The organism is Propionibacterium ruminifibrarum (assembly GCF_900289195.1).
Lineage (GTDB): Bacteria > Actinomycetota > Actinomycetes > Propionibacteriales > Propionibacteriaceae > Propionibacterium > Propionibacterium ruminifibrarum.
In genome coordinates, this window is sequence record NZ_OMOH01000001.1 from 96884 (window position 1) to 114300 (window position 17417).

Sequence of the window (17417 nt, forward strand, 5' to 3'; positions counted from 1 at the left end):
ATGCGGGCGCTGATATCGTTCCTCAGGGATCTGCCGCGGTCTGGCACTCGCAGGCTGCTCAGGGCAGGGAAGGATGGTCATGAGCGCGCACGAACAAGACGCGATCCTGGTTCTCGAGGACGGCCGTGTCTTCCGCGGCCAGGCATTCGGGGCCATCGGTGAGACATTCGGCGAGGCGGTGTTCTCCACCGGCATGTCCGGCTACCAGGAGACCCTCACCGATCCGAGCTACTACGGCCAGGTGGTCGTGGCCACGGCGCCCCACATCGGCAACACCGGCTGGAACGACGAGGACGACGAGTCCAGTCGTATCTGGGTCGCGGGCTACGTCGTGCGCGACCCGTCCCGGGTGCCCTCGAACTGGCGCAGCAAACGCAGCCTCGACGCGGAACTCGTTGCGCAGGGGGTCGTCGGCATCAGCGGCATCGACACGCGCGCGCTGACCCGTCACCTGCGTGACCGCGGCGCCATGCGCGTGGGCATCAGCTCGGTCAGCACCGACGCCGACGCCCTGCTCGCCAGGGTCCGTCGTGTCCCCCCGATGGCCGGCGCCGACCTCATCGGGTACGTCACCACCGCCGAGCCCTACGTCATTGCGGCCCAGGGCGCCAGGAAGTTCACCGTGGCAGCCCTCGACCTGGGCATCAAGTCCATGACCCCGCATCAACTGGCCGAGCGCGGCATCGAGGTGCACGTCCTGCCCGCCTCCATCAGCTGGGAGCAGGTGGAGGCCCTCGCCCCGGACGGCCTGTTCCTGTCCAACGGCCCGGGCGACCCGTCCACCGCCGAGAACGCCGCCGCCCTGTGCCGCCGGGCGCTGGCCGCCGGGATACCGCTGTTCGGCATCTGCATGGGCAACCAGGTGCTCGGCCGGGCGCTCGGGTTCGACACCTACAAACTCAAGTACGGCCACCGCGGCATCAACCAGCCCGTCCTCGACCGGGCCTCGGGCCGGATCGGGATCACCGCTCACAACCACGGCTTCGCCGTCGATGCACCGACCGACCGCCCCGTCGACACGCCCTACGGGCGGGTCGAGGTCTCACACGTCTGCCTCAACGATGACGTCGTCGAGGGGCTGCGGCTGACCCGCGACGGCCGGCTCGCCGCCTTCTCAGTGCAGTACCACCCAGAGGCCGCGGCGGGCCCGCACGACGCCGCCTATCTCTTCGACGAGTTCGTCGCGATGATGGCCGACAACACCAGCACGACCAAGGCGGGGGAGCAGGCCTGATGCCCAAGCGCACCGACATCTCATCCATTCTCGTCATCGGCTCCGGCCCCATCGTCATCGGCCAGGCCGCCGAGTTCGACTACTCCGGCACCCAGGCCTGCCGCGTCCTGCGCGACGAGGGCTACCGGGTCATCCTGGTCAACTCCAACCCGGCCACGATCATGACCGACCCCGAGTTCGCCGATGCCACCTACATCGAACCGATCACCCCGGAGTTCGTGGAGAAGGTGATCGCCGCCGAACGCCCCGACGCCCTGCTGGCGACCCTCGGCGGGCAGACCGCCCTCAACACCGCCGTCGCGCTGCACGAGTCCGGCGTGCTCGCACGCTACGGCGTCGAAATCATCGGCGCCAGTGTCGAGGCGATCCAGCGCGGCGAGGACCGGGAGCAGTTCAAACGCGTCGTCCAGGGGCTCGACGTCGGTGACGCCGAGGTCGCCCGTTCCCACATCTGCCACTCCCTCGCCGAGATCGAGGCCGCGGCCGAGGACCTCGGGTACCCGCTCGTCCTGCGCCCCAGCTACACGATGGGCGGCGTCGGCTCCGGTTTCGCGCACGACCACGACGAACTCGTCGCGATGGCCACCATCGGTCTCGACGCGAGCCCCGCCACCGAGGTCCTGGTCGAGGAGTCGGTGCTCGGCTGGAAGGAGCTCGAGCTCGAGGTCATGCGCGACAAGACGGACAACGTCGTCGTCGTGTGCTCCATCGAGAACTTCGACCCGATGGGTGTCCACACCGGCGACTCGATCACGGTCGCCCCCGCGATGACGCTGACCGATCGGGAGTACCAGCGCATGCGCGACGTCGGTATCGAGATCATCCGGGCCGTCGGCGTCGACACCGGTGGCTGCAACATCCAGTTCGCGATCAACCCCGAGGACGGGCGCCTGGTGGTCATCGAGATGAACCCGCGCGTCTCGCGGTCCTCGGCGCTGGCCTCGAAGGCCACTGGTTTCCCGATCGCCAAGATCGCCGCCAAACTGGCCGTCGGCTACACGCTCGACGAGATCCCCAACGACATCACCCGGCAGACGCCGGCGAGTTTCGAGCCCACGCTCGACTACGTCATCGTCAAGGTGCCGCGCTTCGCCTTCGAGAAGTTCCCCTACGCCGACTCCACCCTGACCACCCACATGAAGTCGGTCGGTGAGGTCATGGGGATCGGCCGCAACTTCACCGAGGCCCTCGGCAAGGCCCTGCGCTCCACCGAGCAGGGCTCGGGCTTCTGGCTTTCGGACTCCTTCGACGGTGACGTCGACGCGATCCTGACGTCCCTGGCCCGCCCCCATGACAGCCGCATCCTGGAGATCGGCGAGGCGCTGCGGGCCGGGGCCACCGTCGAGCAGATCGCCGAGGCCACCGACATCGATCCCTGGTTCCTCGACCAGCTGGCCCTCGTCCACGAGATCGGCGAGCAGGTGCGGGACGCGGACGAACTCGACGAACGCCTGCTGCGCAAGGCCAAGCGGCACGGCATCTCCGACAAGCAGCTCGCGGTCCTGCGCGGCGTCGACGAGGCGGACGTGCGCGCCAGGCGGTGGGAGCTGGGCGTCCGCCCGGTCTTCAAGACGGTCGACACCTGCGCCGCCGAGTTCGAGGCCCGCACCCCCTACCACTACTCGAGCTACGACGAGGAGACCGAGGTCGCCGCGCGCGAGAGGCCCGCCGTGCTCATCCTCGGCTCCGGGCCCAACCGCATCGGGCAGGGGATCGAGTTCGACTACTCCTGCGTCCACGCCGCCCAGGTGCTCAGCGCCAGCGGCTACGAGTCGATCATGATCAACTGCAATCCCGAGACCGTCTCCACCGACTACGACACCTCCGACCGCCTGTACTTCGAGCCGCTGACGCTTGAGGACGTGCTGGAGATCTACCACGCCGAGTGCCAGGCCGGCCCCGTCGCCGGCGTCATCGTCCAGCTCGGCGGGCAGACCCCGCTGCGGCTGAGCCAGCGACTCAAGGACGCCGGTGTCCAGATCGTCGGCACCACGCCGGAGGCGATCTTCCTCGCCGAGGACCGCGAGGCCTTCGAGAAGGTGCTCGACGACGCGGGCCTGCCCGCGCCCAAGTACGGCATGGCGACCAGTTTCGAGCAGGCCAAGGCCGTCGCCGAGGGCATCGGCTACCCGGTGCTCGTGCGTCCCAGCTACGTGCTCGGCGGGCGCGGCATGGAGATCGTCTACGACGAGCCCTCACTGGCCTCGTACATCGAGAACTCTGCGCTCGTCGGCCCGGACTCACCGGTGCTCGTCGACCGCTTCCTCGACGACGCCATCGAGATCGACGTCGATGCGCTCTACGACGGCACCGAGCTGTACGTCGGCGGCATCATGGAGCACATCGAGGAGGCCGGCATCCACTCCGGTGACTCGGCCTGCTCCCTGCCGCCGGCCACCCTCGGCGACGCCGTTCTCGAACACATCCGGACCAGCACCGAGGCCATCGCGAGGGGAGTCGGCGTGCGCGGCCTCATCAACATCCAGTACGCCCTGTCGGCCGACACGCTGTACGTCATCGAGGCCAATCCGCGGGCCTCGCGCACGGTCCCGTTCGTCTCGAAGGTCACCAACACCCAGCTGGCCAAGGCCGCGACCCTCATCATGCTCGGCTCCTCGATCGCCGAGCTGCGGGCATCCGGCCTGCTGCGCCCGGTCGACGACGGAGCCGCCCGCTGGCCCGGCATGCCCATCGCGGTCAAGGAGGCCGTCATGCCCTTCAGCCGGTTCCTCACCGAGCAGGGCCGCAGCGTCGACACCCTGCTCGGACCCGAGATGCGCTCCACGGGCGAGGTCATGGGCATCGACCGCAGTTTCGGGGTGGCCTTCGCCAAGGCGCAGGACGCCGTCTACGGTTCGTTGCCCACCGGCGGAACCGTGTTCGTCTCGGCCGCCAACCGCGACAAGCGACACATCGTCCTGCCCGTCAAGGAGCTGTCCCAGATGGGTTTCAGGATCCTCGCCACGGCGGGCACCGCGAGCGTGCTCATGATGCACGACATCGACGTGACCACGGTGCGCAAGTACACCGAGGGCCGAGGTCCCGATGGTGAGCCGACCATCGTCGACCTCATCGAGGACGACCGGATCGCGCTGATCTTCAACACGCCCACCGGCGAGACCCGTGGTGGCAGGCCGCGTGGCGACGGCTACGAGATCCGTACTGCGGCGATCGGGCACGGCGTGCCCTCCATCACCACCGTCCAGGCACTCGAGTCCGCCGTTCAGGCGATCCAGGCCGCGCGCAGCGGGGACATCCAGGTGCGCTCCCTGCAGGCCTGGGGCGCCGACATGGACGAGCACTTCGCCTCCGCCCGGGCGCACTGACACAATCAATCCAGGCGGCCCCACCGCGCGGGCGGCCGACGAGGACGAGGAGAGGCCATGCCGAGTGTCGACGAGCTGTCCGTGCGAGCCGTCCGCCAGGGCTACAGGGGCGTCGTACGCCCCGTGCTGTTCCGCATGCACGGCGGGGACCCGGAGAAGATCCATGGCCAGCTCATCTCCGCAATGGGTCACCTCCCCGAGTCGCTGCTGGGCGTCATCGAACGTCTCATCGGGACCGGACGCGACCCGGTGGACGTCGCCGGCATCCATTTCCCGGGCCGGGTGGGGGTCGCCGCCGGTCTCGACAAGGACGCGGTGGCCGCCAGCGTGTGGGGGCCGCTCGGCTTCGGTTTCGCCGAACTCGGCACCGTCACCCGCCACGCCCAGCCCGGCAATCCCCGTCCCCGCCTGTTCCGGTTGATCCGGTCGGAGGCGATCATCAACCGGATGGGTTTCAACAACAACGGCGCGGAGGCCATGGCCGCCAAGCTCGACAACGCCGGCGTCAGACGCGGCAACAACCGCCTGGGCGCGCCGATCGGTGTCTCCATCGGCAAGACGAAGAAGACCCCGCTCGCCGAGGCCGTGCCCGATTACCTGTTCAGCCTCGAGACCCTGGCGCCGTACGCCGACTATGTCGCCATCAACGTCTCCAGCCCGAACACCCCGGGCCTGCGCAGCCTGCAGGACCAGCGCCGGATCGAGGAACTGACCGGCGCCCTCGTCGCCCGCGCCCGCGAACTCGACCCGGCCGCTCCGGTACCGGTCTTCGTGAAGATGGCCCCCGACCTGTCCGCCGGCCAGGTCGATGACATCCTCATGGCCTGCGAGAACGCCGGGGTCAGCGGCATCATCGCCACGAACACCACCGTCGGCCGCGAGCACCTGGCCCCGGCCGACCAGCATCTTGCGAGCCAGGCCGGCGGCCTGTCGGGAAGGCCCCTCACCGCCATGGCGCTGGAGCGGGTGCGCTGGATCACCCGGCACACCGAGCTTCCGGTCATGGGTGTCGGCGGCATCATGTCCCCGGCCGATGCGCAGGCCATGTTCGACGCGGGAGCCGTGCTCGTGCAGGTCTACACGGGTTTCATCTTCGAGGGCCCGGCCCTCGTCATGGGCATCAACAGGCTGTGCCGACCGGACAGGGCCGCACGATGACCGGGTCGTTCAGCGCTCGCCTGGGTGCCGTGACGGCCGAACGGGGGCGCCTGTGCGTCGGCCTCGACCCGCACGAACAGCTCGTCGCCGACTGGGGGCTGGCCTACGACGCATCGGGAATCGAACGGATGGCCCGCGAGACCGTCGCGGCCCTCGCGGACCAGGTGGCAGTCTTCAAACCGCAGAGCGCCTTCTTCGAGGTCTTCGGCCCCGCCGGTGTCGCGGCCCTGCAGCGCGTCCTGGCGGACATCGCCCAGACCGGTGCGCTCTCGATCCTCGACGTCAAACGCGGCGACATCGGCTCGACCATGGGCGCCTACGCCCGTGCCCATCTGTCCGAGGGCGCACCAATGGCCGCCGATGCGATCACCGTCAGCCCCTACCTCGGTTTCGAGGCGCTGCGGCCCGCCATCGATCTGGCGCACGAGAGCGGCCGGGGCCTGTTCGTCCTGTGTCGGACGAGCAATCCGGAGGGCGCCGCCGTCCAGCTCGCCACGTCAGCCGGACGCACCATCGCTCAACAGGTGCTCGACGCCGCCCAGGCCGAGAACACCGCGACCGGGCTCGACGACGTGGGCCTGGTCATCGGCGCCACCCACGAGGACGCAGGTGTCGACCTGACCGGTTTCACCGGCTGGGTCCTGGCACCGGGTATCGGCGCCCAGGGCGGCACCGTGGAGGGTCTGGCCGCCATTTTCGGCGACGCCGTCGGCCGTGTCCTGCCCAGCACATCCCGCGGCGTCCTGCGAGCCGGCCCGGACGCCTCGGCGCTCCGTGAGGCGGCGGCCGCCACGGTCCTACGCTGAGCCCTCGGGTTCGGCCTGCGCCGGTCCGGGCTGCTTCAACCGTTCGGCCAGCGCTGCCAAGGACTCGTCGGGGACGAACTCGGGGAGCTCCTCGTGAGCGATGAGCCGGGCCTCCTCGTCGGCGAGGCCGAGCAGGCGCAGGGCCCCGACCGCCAGGGCGTCGATCTGGGCGCCCATGTCCTCGTCGGATTCGGACAGGAGATAGGAGACCACTCCCAGCAGCGCACCGCCGATCGCCGAATAGGCGACGTCGGCGTTCGGAAGGCTGAACCGGCCCGCTCTGATTCCCCTCTCGATGAGGTCCACCGAGGCCTGGTGGAGCGAGCCGCCGAACTGCAGCGTCGCCACGCCGGACTGGGTGACGAGCGAGGCGAACCCAGGAGCGATCTGCGCGACGCGGCCGATGATGCGGAAACCGATCGAGACCGCCCGGGCCGTGTCGGCGACGTCCTCGATCAGCCTGCCGAGACTCAGACTGAAACCATCCATCGCCTCGGCGAAGGCCTCCGAGAACAACTGCTCCTTCGTCGCGAAGTGGTTGTAGAACGAGCCGAAGCCGACGTCCGCGCGTTCCGTGATCGTTGCGATCGAGACGTCGGTGCGGCCTTCGGCGATCAGCTGCTGGGCGGCCTGGATGAGGGCGGCGCGAGTCGCCGCCCTGCGTCGGCCGTGGCGGCCCACGCGGCCGACGCCCTCGGCTGCCCTGGCGATGTTCATCACACCCATTGTCCCGCACCACCGTTCCGGGCGGTGAACCGGTCCGGTAGAAGAGTCGTCGTGCGGGCCCTGCCGGTCAACGCGATGAGCACGACCAGCGCCGCGGCCCACCATGCGATCAGTGCGGCCAGTGCCGAGACCAGCCCCGCGCTCGTGGGTACCGCCATGACCCGGATGAGAGCCACTGCGGGGTCGGTCGGCAGGAACGATGCGACCGACTGGAGCCAGGCCGGCTGCGCCGACCAGACCCCACCGACGACGGCCAGGACGAGTACGGCCAGCGCCACGACGCGGCCGCCGATGCGGTGGATCGAACCGAGGGCCTGGTTGATCGCGAGGAAGACGAGTTCGATGAGGAAGGCCGCCGCCAGAACCGTGAAGAAGGCTCCTGCCCCGGGACGCAGCGCGACCGTCGCGATGGTGCTGACGACCAGGGCGCACCCCGCCGAGAACAGCAACGTCGGTCCGAGCGAGCGCAGTGCCAGCTGCCAGGTGGGCAGATTCGACGCGAAGGCGGTCCGGGTGATCGCCGGGCTGTTCACGCTGAACGCGATGGCTGCCACCCACAGGGCGAGGACGCCGAACAGGGCGACGGCCGAACGGGCGTAGGAGCCCAGGCCGCTGGTCGCGGAGACCAGGGGAGTGGTGACGACCTGGGAGATCTGGTCACGCTGGTCAGCGGTGTAGCTCGGTACCTGGCCGGCTGCGCTGCGCAGGCCGCTCGCGAGGGTGCCCGAACCATCCTTGAGACGGGTCGTGCCCTCGTGCAGGGTCGTGGCGCCATCGGCCAGGTCGTGCGCCCCGTCGGCGGCCGACTCGGTGCCGGTGACGAGTTGGTCGGCGCCGCTCGATGCCGAGGCGATCGCCTCGGTGAGCGTCGGGGCCGACGAGGCCAGGGAACCCGTGGCGCTGGACAGGTCGTCCGCACCGGAGGCCACCTGCTGGGCCCCGGACCGCAGGTTGGTCGCCCCGGTGGCCAGGTCGTTCGCTCCGGTCGCGGCCTCGTGGGCGCCAGTGGCGAGTGAGGCCGCACCGTCGGAGATCTGACCGGCCCCGGCGGCCGCCGCGCCGATGCCAGCCGACAGGTCGGCGGCGTTGTCGTTGAGTGTCGATGCCCCGGCGGCGACCTGGGAGGCGCCCTGCTGGAGCGCACCCAGCTGCGTGCTCAACTCACCCAGACCGGCAGAGGCCGCCTGGCAGGCCTCGGCGCTCTGCGCGCAGGCGCCGGACAGCTGTTGGAGCTGGGTCGCCAGGGCGTCGACACCGGCGCTCACGCTGTTCGCACCATCGGCGAGCGCCTGGGTCCGAGTGGGCAGGTCGGCGGTCTGCGACTGGGCGTTCGCCAGGGCGTCGGACAGTTGCGAGGCGCTGGCGGACAGCGTGTCCGCGCCGTCGCCGATCGTCTGGGTGGCTCCGGCCAGCTGGGTGGCGCCGTCGGCGACGCTCGTCGTGCCGTCGGACACCTGGTGCGCGCCGGTGGCGAGCTGGGTGGCGCCGTCGGCGAGTGCCTGGGTCTGGGTTGGCAGGTCGGCGGTCTGGGTCTTCAACTCGGACAGCCCCGCGGCGAGGCTGCGCTGGCCCGATGCCAGCGTGTCCGTTCCGGTGGCGAGGGTGTCCGCACCGGTGGCCAGCTGGGCCGCGCCGTCATCGGCGGTCCCGATCGACTCGGCGAGGGTGTCGGCGCCGTCGGAGGCTGTCGCCAGGTTGTCGTGCAGGGTTCCCATGCTCGTCAGAACGGTGTCGACGTAGGTCTGGGTGATCTGCTGGCCCAGTGAGCGTTCGGCGGCCTCGGCGAGGGCGGTGCCGACCCGGGCGTCGAGCAGCGGGGAGTCCTCGGCCGTGGTGATCGTCACCGAGGCCTGGCTGGCGGCACCGGCATCATCGCCCGCGACCGAGGTGGCCTTGGCCGAGAAGTCCGAAGGAATCTCGACGGCCACCGTGTACTCGCCGTTCCTCAGCCCATCGGCGGCGTCACCGGCCGTGGTGAGCACCCAGTCGTAGTCGTCGTTGTTCGAGTTGACGAGTTCCTTGACCAGCTGGCGCCCCATCGGACGGGTCTGCCCGTCGATCGTGACCGGTGTGTCGTCGTTGACGACCGCGGCCCGCACCTGGCCCATCTCGGAGTCGGGGTCGTGGAAGGCGAGTACGAGCAGACCCATGAGCAGGGCCGGCACGCACAGCATCGCCGCCCAGGTGCGCCAGGAGGTGCGTCCGCGCAGATGTCCGATCGTTCGTTCCCTCATCGGGAGGCCTCCTCGAGAATGGTGCTGAGCGGGGCGGACGGTTCGTCCGTCCCCTGGTGATGGCCCGCGCCGAGTCGCGCCGGGACGGGCGGGGTCATCGGGATCGCGACGGGCGCGATGCCGCCGGGCAGGACGTGGGCCACGGCGCCGGGGTTCGTGCCCGTCAGCAGGACGCAGGTTCCGCTCGCCGCCAGCTCGCCGATGAGATCCTTGACCTCGGCCGTGCGGTTCGCACCGATGACGGCGTCCGCGTCGTCGACCGCGGCCAGTACCGCATGGCGGTGCAGGCCCTCGGCGAGGACGGCGATGACGTCCCCGCGGCCCGAGGTGAGCACGCTGCGGGCGCGGACGGCGGCGTTGCGCTCGGGCAGCAGGTAGCCGGCGACGCGGGCGTCACCGTCGAAGCCGGTCAGGCGGCCCGTGAGCCCGAGCAGCAGCTCGGACTTGCCCGAGCCCTCCGGCCCGGTGAGGACGACCACCTGACCGGGGTACAGGTCGAGGTCGATCGGACGGGTGAGTGCCCTGCCGTCGCGGTCGCGGACGGTCATCCCTCGCGCGGCCACGGCCTCGCTGCTGTCGGCCGGCCAGCCCTCGAGCGAGAGCTGCCGGGACAGTGCGGCGCCCTCGACGTCGAAGTGGGGGAGCACCCTGGCAAGCCGCTCGGGCATCGACCAGGCGCGGTGGCCGAGCAGCTTGAGAACGGCGGGCACCAGGGTCATGCGCACGCAGAAGGCGTCGACGAAGACCCCCACCGTCAGGGCCGTGGCGATCGGCTTGATGATGCCGGAGCTGCCCTCGGGAATGAACATGGCGAAGACGCTCAGCATGATGAGGGCGGCGGTGGTGACCACCGGGGCCGCCTTGCAGAAGCCCTCGTGGATGGCCTGCACGGGGTCACCGCTGTGCGCGTACTCCTCGGCGGTGCGCGAGACGAGGAAGACCTCGTAGTCCATGGCCAGGCCGAACAGGACGCCCATGACGATGATCGGCAGGAAGCAGATCAGCGAGCCCGTGAAGTCGGCGCCGAGCAGCCCGGCCAGGTGCCCGTCGACGAAGATGCTCGTCGTCACGCCGAAGGACGCCAGGATCGACAGCAGGTAGCCGACGGTCGCCTTGATCGGCACCGCGACCGAGCCGAAGACCATGACGAGCAGGACCAGTGACAGGCCCACGACGAAGACGCCGTAGGGCAGCAGGGCGCGTGTCAGTTTCGCCGAGACGTCGACGGCGACGGCGGTGATGCCGGTCACCGCGAAGTCCCGGAAGTCGTACTTCTCGGCCATGGCCGGCCCTTGGGCGCGCAGCGCCTGCACGAGGTCGGCCGTCGCCGCCGAGTCGGGGGAGCCTGTGGGGATGACCTGGACGATGCCATAGGTGCCGGCCTCGTTCGGGGTGTCCATGGCGATGCGGGCGACCCCGTCGATCGTGGCCAGGTCGTCGCCGAGATCGGTCATGCCCTGGACGGGGTCGGTGCTGTCGAGGACGTTCACCACGACGATGAGCGGGCCGTTGTAGCCGGGCCCGAACTTCTCGCTGATCGTGTCGTAGGTGGTGCGCACCTCGCTGCCCGGCTTGGCGGCGCTCTCCATCGGCAGCGACAGTCGCAGGCCCCTGGCCGGCAGCGCGAGAACGGTCACGGCGGCGACGACGAGGACGATGGTGATGAGCGGACGCGCCGTGACGAGCCTCACCCAGTGGCCGAAGAAGGAGTCGCTGCCGTCGCGACGGCGCCGCGTCCGCGGTGTGATCCGGGCTCCGAAGAACCCCAGGGTGGCCGGGAGCAGCGTCGTGGCCACGCACACCGCCGTGCCGACGCCGAACGCCGAGGCGACGCCCATGATCGTCAGGAAGGGGATGCGTGCCACGAACAGGCCCACCAGCGCGATGATCACGGTCACCCCGGCGAAGACCACCGCCGTGCCGGCCGTCGCGATGGAGCGGGCCGCCGCCTCCTCCGGTTCGAGCCGCTGGGCGAGGTTGTCTCGGTAGCGGGAGATGATGAACAGCGAGTAGTCGATGCCGACCGCCAGTCCGATCATCACCGACAACAGCACGGTGGTGCTCATGATGGTCATGAACCCGGTGGCGGCGTAGACGAGGGACTCGGTGACCGCCACGCCGACCAGTGCCATGACGATCGGCACGAAGGCGGCCAGGACATTGCGCAGGAAGATGGTGAGGAAGATCAGGGCCAGGACGACGCCGATGGCCTCGACCACGGAGATGGTCGGGATCACGTTGTCGAAAGCGGTACCCCCGACGTCCACCTGGGCGCCGGCGCCGAGCCTGGACTGCAGGTCGGCGGCCGACTGCCGGACCGCGTCCAGCGTCGCAGGCGTGATGGTGTTGCGCTGCCCGTCGAACTGGATGGTGATGATCGCCGCCGTGTCATCGGCGGAGATGGCGCCGTTCACGAGCGGGGAGAACGGTGAGGCGACCGTCGCCACCTGGTCGAGCGCGTCGATCTCGTCGACGGCTTCACCGATCGCGTCTTGTACCGGCTGCGAACGCACCGAGACCCGGTCGGGTACGACCACCACGATCTTCCCGGAGGCCCCCGAGACCTGCGGGAAGACCCGGTCCAGCGTGTCCAGCGCGCTCTGCGAGGACGCGCCGGGGATGCGCACCGTGTCGTCCGTGCCCTTCGACAGTGCGCCCATGAGGGCGAACCCGGTGACGAGGATCAGCAGCCAGACGAGGACGACGGCCCTGCGTCGTCTGAAGGCGGCACGGCCGAGGCGGTACAGGCGGGAGGACATGACGTGAACCCCTCAAGGATGATGACAATATCGAAACTGATGAAACCATCATTTATGCTCAAGTGCTCAGAGTCAACTCCGGACTGTGCGTGTCCTGGGGCGGGACTGCTGGGATGAGCCTCAGGGGATCATCAGGAATGACCCTGAGAGCGGCGCTCAGGGGTCGCGGAGGCCCGTTTTCATGAGAAATAGCCCAGAAATTGGCGAATAACTAGGCATGAAAGGGCGGGAACGGGCCGATTGGCGGTACCTTGTTCCCAAGGCCGGACAACAGGGTCACCGGCATGTCTTGATTGGGGAGAGGATCCATGGCTATTCCGACTCTTTCACCTGAACAGCTCCAATCCGCCCGTTCGGCTGCGACGAAGGCCCGCCGTGCCCGCGCGGACTTCAAGGACAAGGTGCGCAGGGGTGAGCTGACCCTGAGTCAGGCGCTCGACGAGGCCGCCAAGGACGACGTGCTCGCGCACGTCAAGGTCGTCGACCTGCTCAAGGCACTTCCGCGCGTCGGCGAGAAGCGTGCCGCCGCCATCATGGAACGCTTCGACATCGCACCCAACCGTCGTCTGCGCGGTCTGGGACGCCACCAGGTGGCAGGGCTCAAGAAGGAGTTCCACTGACTCATGGGCGAGACGCGATCGGCCGCCCGCGGCACCACCCCAGAAACCCAGGGCGGCCGCATCGGCTCCTCGAAGCCGGGTGTCTTCGTCCTCTCCGGGCCCACCGCCGTGGGGAAGGGCACCGTCTGCAACAGGCTGAAGGTGCTCTACCCGGAGATCTTCGTATCCGTCTCGGCGACGACGCGGCCCCCGCGCCCCGGCGAGGGCAACGGCGTCGCCTACTGGTTCGTCACCGATGACGAGTTCGACCGGATGATCGCCGACGACGGGCTCCTCGAGTGGGCCGTCGTCCACGGGATGCACCGCTACGGCACGCCCCGGCGCCCGGTCGAGGAGGCCGTCGCGGCCGGAAAGACCGTCATCCTCGAGATCGACCTGCAGGGCGCCCGCCAGGTGCGCACCACCTACCCGCAGGCCACCCACATCTTCCTCGCGCCCCCGAGCTGGGACGAACTCGTGCGCCGCCTGCAGACCCGCGGCACGGAGACCAGTGAGCAGCAGGCGCGTCGACTGCAGACCGCCGCGCGCGAGCTCGAGGCCACCTCCGAGTTCGACGAGATCATCGTCAACGGCGAACTCGATCCGACTGTGCACAAGCTGGTAGAGTTGATGCGATTGTGAGTTCTGGGCTCGCAATGGATTCCTTCTCGCGGGTCCCGCCCCACCCGGGCCGCGAGGCACAGGGGCGCACGAGCGCCCGTCACGACACAGACCTCCCCACGAGGGATGAGACGAGGATTGCATTTTGACCAGCATGACGCCTGAGGGCTCGATCGGACCGTCCGTTGACGACCTGCTTGAGCACGTCGACTCGAAGTACCGTCTCGTGCTCGTCGCCGCAAAGCGCGCGCGTCAGATCAACGCCTACTACTCCCAGCTCGGTGAGGGCCTGCTCGAGAACGTCGGGCCGCTCGTCGACACCGGCCCTCAGGAGAAACCGCTGTCCATCGCCATGCGCGAGATCGACGCCGGTGTCCTCGAGTACACGGAGATCGACCCGGCGGCCGAGGCGGCGGCCCGTGCCGAGGCGGCCAAGGACCCGGAGTTCGACTTCGGCGATCCGCTGGCCGACCTCGACGCCCTGACCGACCCGGGGATCGACCTGGCCTGAACCAGTCGGCCGGGACGTTCAGCACCCGCTGCGTGACCGGCCCCCGACCCAGCGCCCGGACGGCTGCCGCGGCGCCGTGCCCGACTCTTCGTCGGGCGGAAAGCAGACAGCACCCATGAGCAGGTTGTTCACCTCGGAGTCGGTCACCGAAGGCCACCCCGACAAGGTCGCCGACGCGATCGCCGATGCGGTCGTCGACGACATGATGACGCAGGACCCCACCTCGCACACCGCCATCGAGGTCCTCATCAGCAACGGCGTCGCCATCGTCGCGGGCGAGGCCACCACCGAGTCCTACGTCGACATCGCCAATGTGGCCCGCGCGCGCATGCTCGACATCGGCTACGACTCCTTCGACAAGGGCCTGGACGGCGCCACGTGCGGTGTCATGGTCGCCCTCAACAACCAGTCGCCCGACATCGCCGGAGGCGTCGCGAACTCCTGGGAGGTGCGCTCCGGCGCGGCCGTCGACGAGGCTGACCAGCAGGGCGCCGGCGACCAGGGGCTCATGTTCGGCTACGCCTGCACCGAGACGCCCGAACTGATGCCGATGCCGATCCACATGGCCCACCGCCTGTCCGAGCGGCTCTCGGCCGTCCGCCGCGACGGCGTCCTGGACCACCTCGGCCCGGACGGCAAGACCCAGGTCACCATCGACTACGACGGCATCACCCCAGCGGCCGTCACGAACATCGTCGTCTCGACCCAGCACGCCGAGGGGATCGACCTCGACTCGGTGCTGGCCCCCGAGATCCGCCGCGAGGTCATCGACCCCGTGCTCGCCGAGTACGAGGTCGCCTCCGACGCCGTGCAGGTGCTCGTCAACCCGTCGGGGCGCTTCGTCATCGGCGGCCCCCAGGGCGACGCCGGGGTCACCGGCCGCAAGATCATCGTCGACACCTATGGCGGGATGGCCCGTCACGGCGGCGGGGCCTTCAGCGGCAAGGATCCCTCCAAGGTGGACCGCTCGGCCGCCTACGCCCTGCGCTGGGTCGCCAAGAACATCGTCGCGGCGGGCCTGGCCGCACGCTGCGAGGTGCAGGTGAGCTACGCCATCGGACGCGCCCACCCGACCAGCCTCCACGTCGACTCCTTCGGAACCGGCGCCGTCCCGGACGCCCAGCTCGTCGAGGCCGTCCAGCAGGTCTTCGACCTGCGTCCCAGAGCGATCATCGGCACCCTCGACCTGCTGCGCCCGGTCTACTCGCGGTTCACCAACAACGGCCACTTCGGCCGCGAGATCCCCGAGGCGACCTGGGAGCGCACCGACCGGGCCGACGCCCTCGCCGCGGCCGTCCGCGGCTGATCGCCGGGCCTGCCGGCCGGCCTGCCCGGGCCGGTGAAAACGTCGGCTGCCCCTTCTAGGATCGGCACCATGACGACCACCGACGCGCTCATCGCGGCACCGGCGTCAGCCCCGGATCCGGTGCCGTCGCGCCGCATCGCGCGCGTCGCCCTCGACGTCCACCTGCCCCACCTCGACCGTTTCTTCGACTACTCGGTGCCCGAGGCCATGGCCGATGAGGCAGTGGTCGGCGCCCGCGTCAGGGCGCGTTTCGCCGGGCGCGCCGTCGACGGGTTCATCGTCGAGCTGCCCTGCGACTCCGAGGTCGACAAACTCACGCCCCTGTCGAAGGTGGTCTCCGCCGAACCCGTGCTTGACGCCCACCAGGTCAGGCTCATCCGGGCCGTCGCCGACCACTACGCCGGCACCTTCGCCGACGTCATGCGGCTGGCCGTGCCGCCCCGCCACGCGGCGACCGAGTCCGCCGAGCAGCACCCCTGGCCCCGGCCGGACCTGTCGAGCATCCCGGCCGGGGCGCTCGACCAGGCGCCCGGCGGCGACCGGTTCCTCACCGGCCTGCGCCAGGGCCGGCACCTGCGGGCGCACTGGCAGGTGCCGCCGCGGTTCGTCACCGACGGCTCGGGCGCCGTCGACTGGCGCCGTGGCTTCGTCCAGGCCTGCGCGGCCGCCCTCGAGGGCGGGCACAGCGCCCTCGTCCTCGTGCCCGACGTGCGCGACGTGCGGCGGGTGCGGGACGCCCTCACCGGAAGCCTCGGCGAGGGCTGCGTCGCCGAGCTGCACTCCGAGCTCGGCCCGGCCGCCCGCTACCGCAACTACCTGGCGGCCAGCCGGGGCGTGGCCCGGGTCCTCGTGGGTACGCGGGGCGCCGCCTACGCCCCCCTGCACGACCTGGGGCTCATCTGCCTGTGGGACGACGGCGACGATCTGCACGCCGAGCCCCGCGCCCCCTACCCGCACGCCCGCGACGTCGCCGCCCTGCGCGCCTCCATCCAGCCCTGCGCCCTGCTCCTGGCCTCCCACGCGCGGTCCAGCGAGGTCGAGCGCTGGGTCGAGTCCGGCTGGCTGGCCGCCCTCGCCTGCCCGCCGGGCCTCGTCCGGCACGGCTGCGCGCTGGTGCGGGTGGCCGCCGACTCCGACGAGGCGCTGCGGCGGGACCCGCTGGCGAGCGCCGTGCGCGTCCCGAGACGCGCGTTCGAGACGATCAGGGCCGGCCTGGCCTCGGGCCCGGTCCTCGTCCAGGTGCCACGTTCGGGCTACCTGGAGGCGCTGTCCTGCGGGGACTGCCGAGCCCCGGTCAGGTGCCGTACCTGCAACGGCCCGGTACGGGCCGACCGCATGCCCGACGGCGGCCGCAGACTCTCGTGCCGCTGGTGCGGGCGGGTCATGACGTCCTGGCAGTGCCCCCGGTGCGGCTCGTCCCGGCTGAGGGCCCCGATGGTGGGTTCGCGGCGCACCGCCGAGGAACTGGGCAGGGCGTTCCCGGGGGTCTTGCTCGTCGACAGCTCGGGCCAGACCCCGCGCGAGAGCGTCGGGGACACGCCCGCCCTGGTCGTCGCCACCCCGGGCGCCGAACCGGTCGCGTCGGCCGGGTACGCCGCCGCCGTCCTGCTCGACGCCGCGCTGCTGCTGGACCGCGCCGACCTGCGGGCTGGCGAGGAGGCGCTGCGCCGCTGGCTCGCCGCCGTCGCCCTCGTCCGCCCGGCGTCCGAGGGCGGCTCGGTGTGCCTCGTCGGCCCGGCCTGGGACGCCTCGGTGCAGGCCCTCGTCAGGCTCGACCCGGCGGGCTTCGCCGCCCGCGAGCTGGCCCAGCGCGCCGAGGCCGGGTTCCCCCCGGCCGTCGCCCTGTGCGCCGTCGAGGGAGCCGAGGGCGTCGTCACCGGCTTCGCCCGGCTCGCCGACTGGCCGGAACAGGCCGAGGTTCTCGGCCGGGTCGAACTGCCGCCCGACGAGCCGGGAGCCGACCGGCTCTGGCGCCTGCTCGTGCGGGCCCCACGGGCGGCGGGCGGGGCGCTGGCCGGGGCCGCGAAGAAGGCCCTCGCGGTGCGCAGCGCGCGGAAGGAGCCCGGGGCGGTGCGGGTGCGCATCGACCCGGTCGAGCTGTCCTGAGAGGCGAGCCGGTCCGCGGCAGTAGGCTGTG

12 protein-coding genes are annotated in these 17417 nt (G+C 70.6%); 9 read left to right on the top strand and 3 right to left on the bottom strand.

The window, feature by feature from the left end:
• The first annotated feature begins 79 nt into the window (after nucleotides 1–79).
• The 4 genes from carA to pyrF are packed head-to-tail and all read left to right on the top strand — an operon-like array spanning nucleotide 80 to nucleotide 6524.
• Entirely contained in the window at nucleotides 80–1234 is a 1155-nt protein-coding gene (carA, locus tag PROPJV5_RS00430) for a glutamine-hydrolyzing carbamoyl-phosphate synthase small subunit (protein WP_119714385.1), read from the top strand.
• The gene (gene carB / locus PROPJV5_RS00435; protein ID WP_119714386.1) at nucleotides 1234–4560 is read left to right on the top strand and encodes a carbamoyl-phosphate synthase large subunit; all 3327 of its coding nucleotides are present in this window, start codon (nucleotides 1234–1236) and stop codon (nucleotides 4558–4560) included. The genes carA and carB overlap by 1 nt, the downstream gene beginning before the upstream one ends.
• 57 nt (nucleotides 4561–4617) lie before the next feature.
• A complete protein-coding gene (locus PROPJV5_RS00440) occupies nucleotides 4618–5718 on the top strand; it encodes a quinone-dependent dihydroorotate dehydrogenase (RefSeq protein ID WP_119714387.1) in 1101 nt (366 codons plus the stop codon).
• Entirely contained in the window at nucleotides 5691–6524 is an 834-nt protein-coding gene (gene pyrF, locus PROPJV5_RS00445; protein ID WP_338047460.1) for an orotidine-5'-phosphate decarboxylase, read from the top strand. Before PROPJV5_RS00440 ends, pyrF begins: the two co-directional genes overlap by 28 nt.
• Here pyrF and PROPJV5_RS00450 read toward each other — a convergent pair.
• From PROPJV5_RS00450 to PROPJV5_RS00460, 3 genes are read right to left on the bottom strand one after another with little or no spacing between them, the layout of a single operon-like run.
• A complete protein-coding gene (locus tag PROPJV5_RS00450) occupies nucleotides 6516–7241 on the bottom strand; it encodes a TetR/AcrR family transcriptional regulator (RefSeq protein ID WP_182858500.1) in 726 nt (241 codons plus the stop codon). The two genes, pyrF and PROPJV5_RS00450, sit on opposite strands and share 9 nt — an antisense overlap.
• Nucleotides 7241–9484 (bottom strand): YhgE/Pip domain-containing protein, encoded by a 2244-nt coding sequence (locus tag PROPJV5_RS00455; protein ID WP_119714389.1) that lies wholly within the window; start codon nucleotides 9482–9484, stop codon nucleotides 7241–7243. Before PROPJV5_RS00455 ends, PROPJV5_RS00450 begins: the two co-directional genes overlap by 1 nt.
• On the bottom strand, nucleotides 9481–12243 hold the full coding sequence (locus tag PROPJV5_RS00460; RefSeq protein WP_119714390.1) for an MMPL family transporter: 2763 nt from the start codon (nucleotides 12241–12243) through the stop codon (nucleotides 9481–9483). Before PROPJV5_RS00460 ends, PROPJV5_RS00455 begins: the two co-directional genes overlap by 4 nt.
• A 308-nt stretch (nucleotides 12244–12551) precedes the next feature.
• On the opposite strand from PROPJV5_RS00460, the gene mihF reads away from it, so the two are divergent.
• From mihF to PROPJV5_RS00485, 5 genes are all read left to right on the top strand, one after another.
• Nucleotides 12552–12863 carry an integration host factor, actinobacterial type gene (mihF, locus tag PROPJV5_RS00465; protein WP_119714391.1) on the top strand — a complete coding sequence of 104 codons (312 nt, stop codon included), beginning with the start codon at nucleotides 12552–12554 and terminating at the stop codon, nucleotides 12861–12863.
• 3 nt (nucleotides 12864–12866) lie between these two features.
• Nucleotides 12867–13484 (top strand): guanylate kinase, encoded by a 618-nt coding sequence (gene gmk / locus PROPJV5_RS00470; RefSeq protein WP_119714392.1) that lies wholly within the window; start codon nucleotides 12867–12869, stop codon nucleotides 13482–13484.
• A 124-nt stretch (nucleotides 13485–13608) separates the two neighbouring features.
• The gene (gene rpoZ, locus PROPJV5_RS00475; RefSeq protein WP_119714393.1) at nucleotides 13609–13974 is read left to right on the top strand and encodes a DNA-directed RNA polymerase subunit omega; all 366 of its coding nucleotides are present in this window, start codon (nucleotides 13609–13611) and stop codon (nucleotides 13972–13974) included.
• A 115-nt stretch (nucleotides 13975–14089) separates the two neighbouring features.
• The gene (metK, locus tag PROPJV5_RS00480) at nucleotides 14090–15280 is read left to right on the top strand and encodes a methionine adenosyltransferase (RefSeq protein ID WP_119714394.1); all 1191 of its coding nucleotides are present in this window, start codon (nucleotides 14090–14092) and stop codon (nucleotides 15278–15280) included.
• A 69-nt stretch (nucleotides 15281–15349) separates the two neighbouring features.
• Complete coding sequence (locus PROPJV5_RS00485; RefSeq protein WP_182858501.1) at nucleotides 15350–17386, top strand: primosomal protein N'; 2037 nt, start codon at nucleotides 15350–15352, stop codon at nucleotides 17384–17386.
• Nucleotides 17387–17417: the final 31 nt, after the last annotated feature.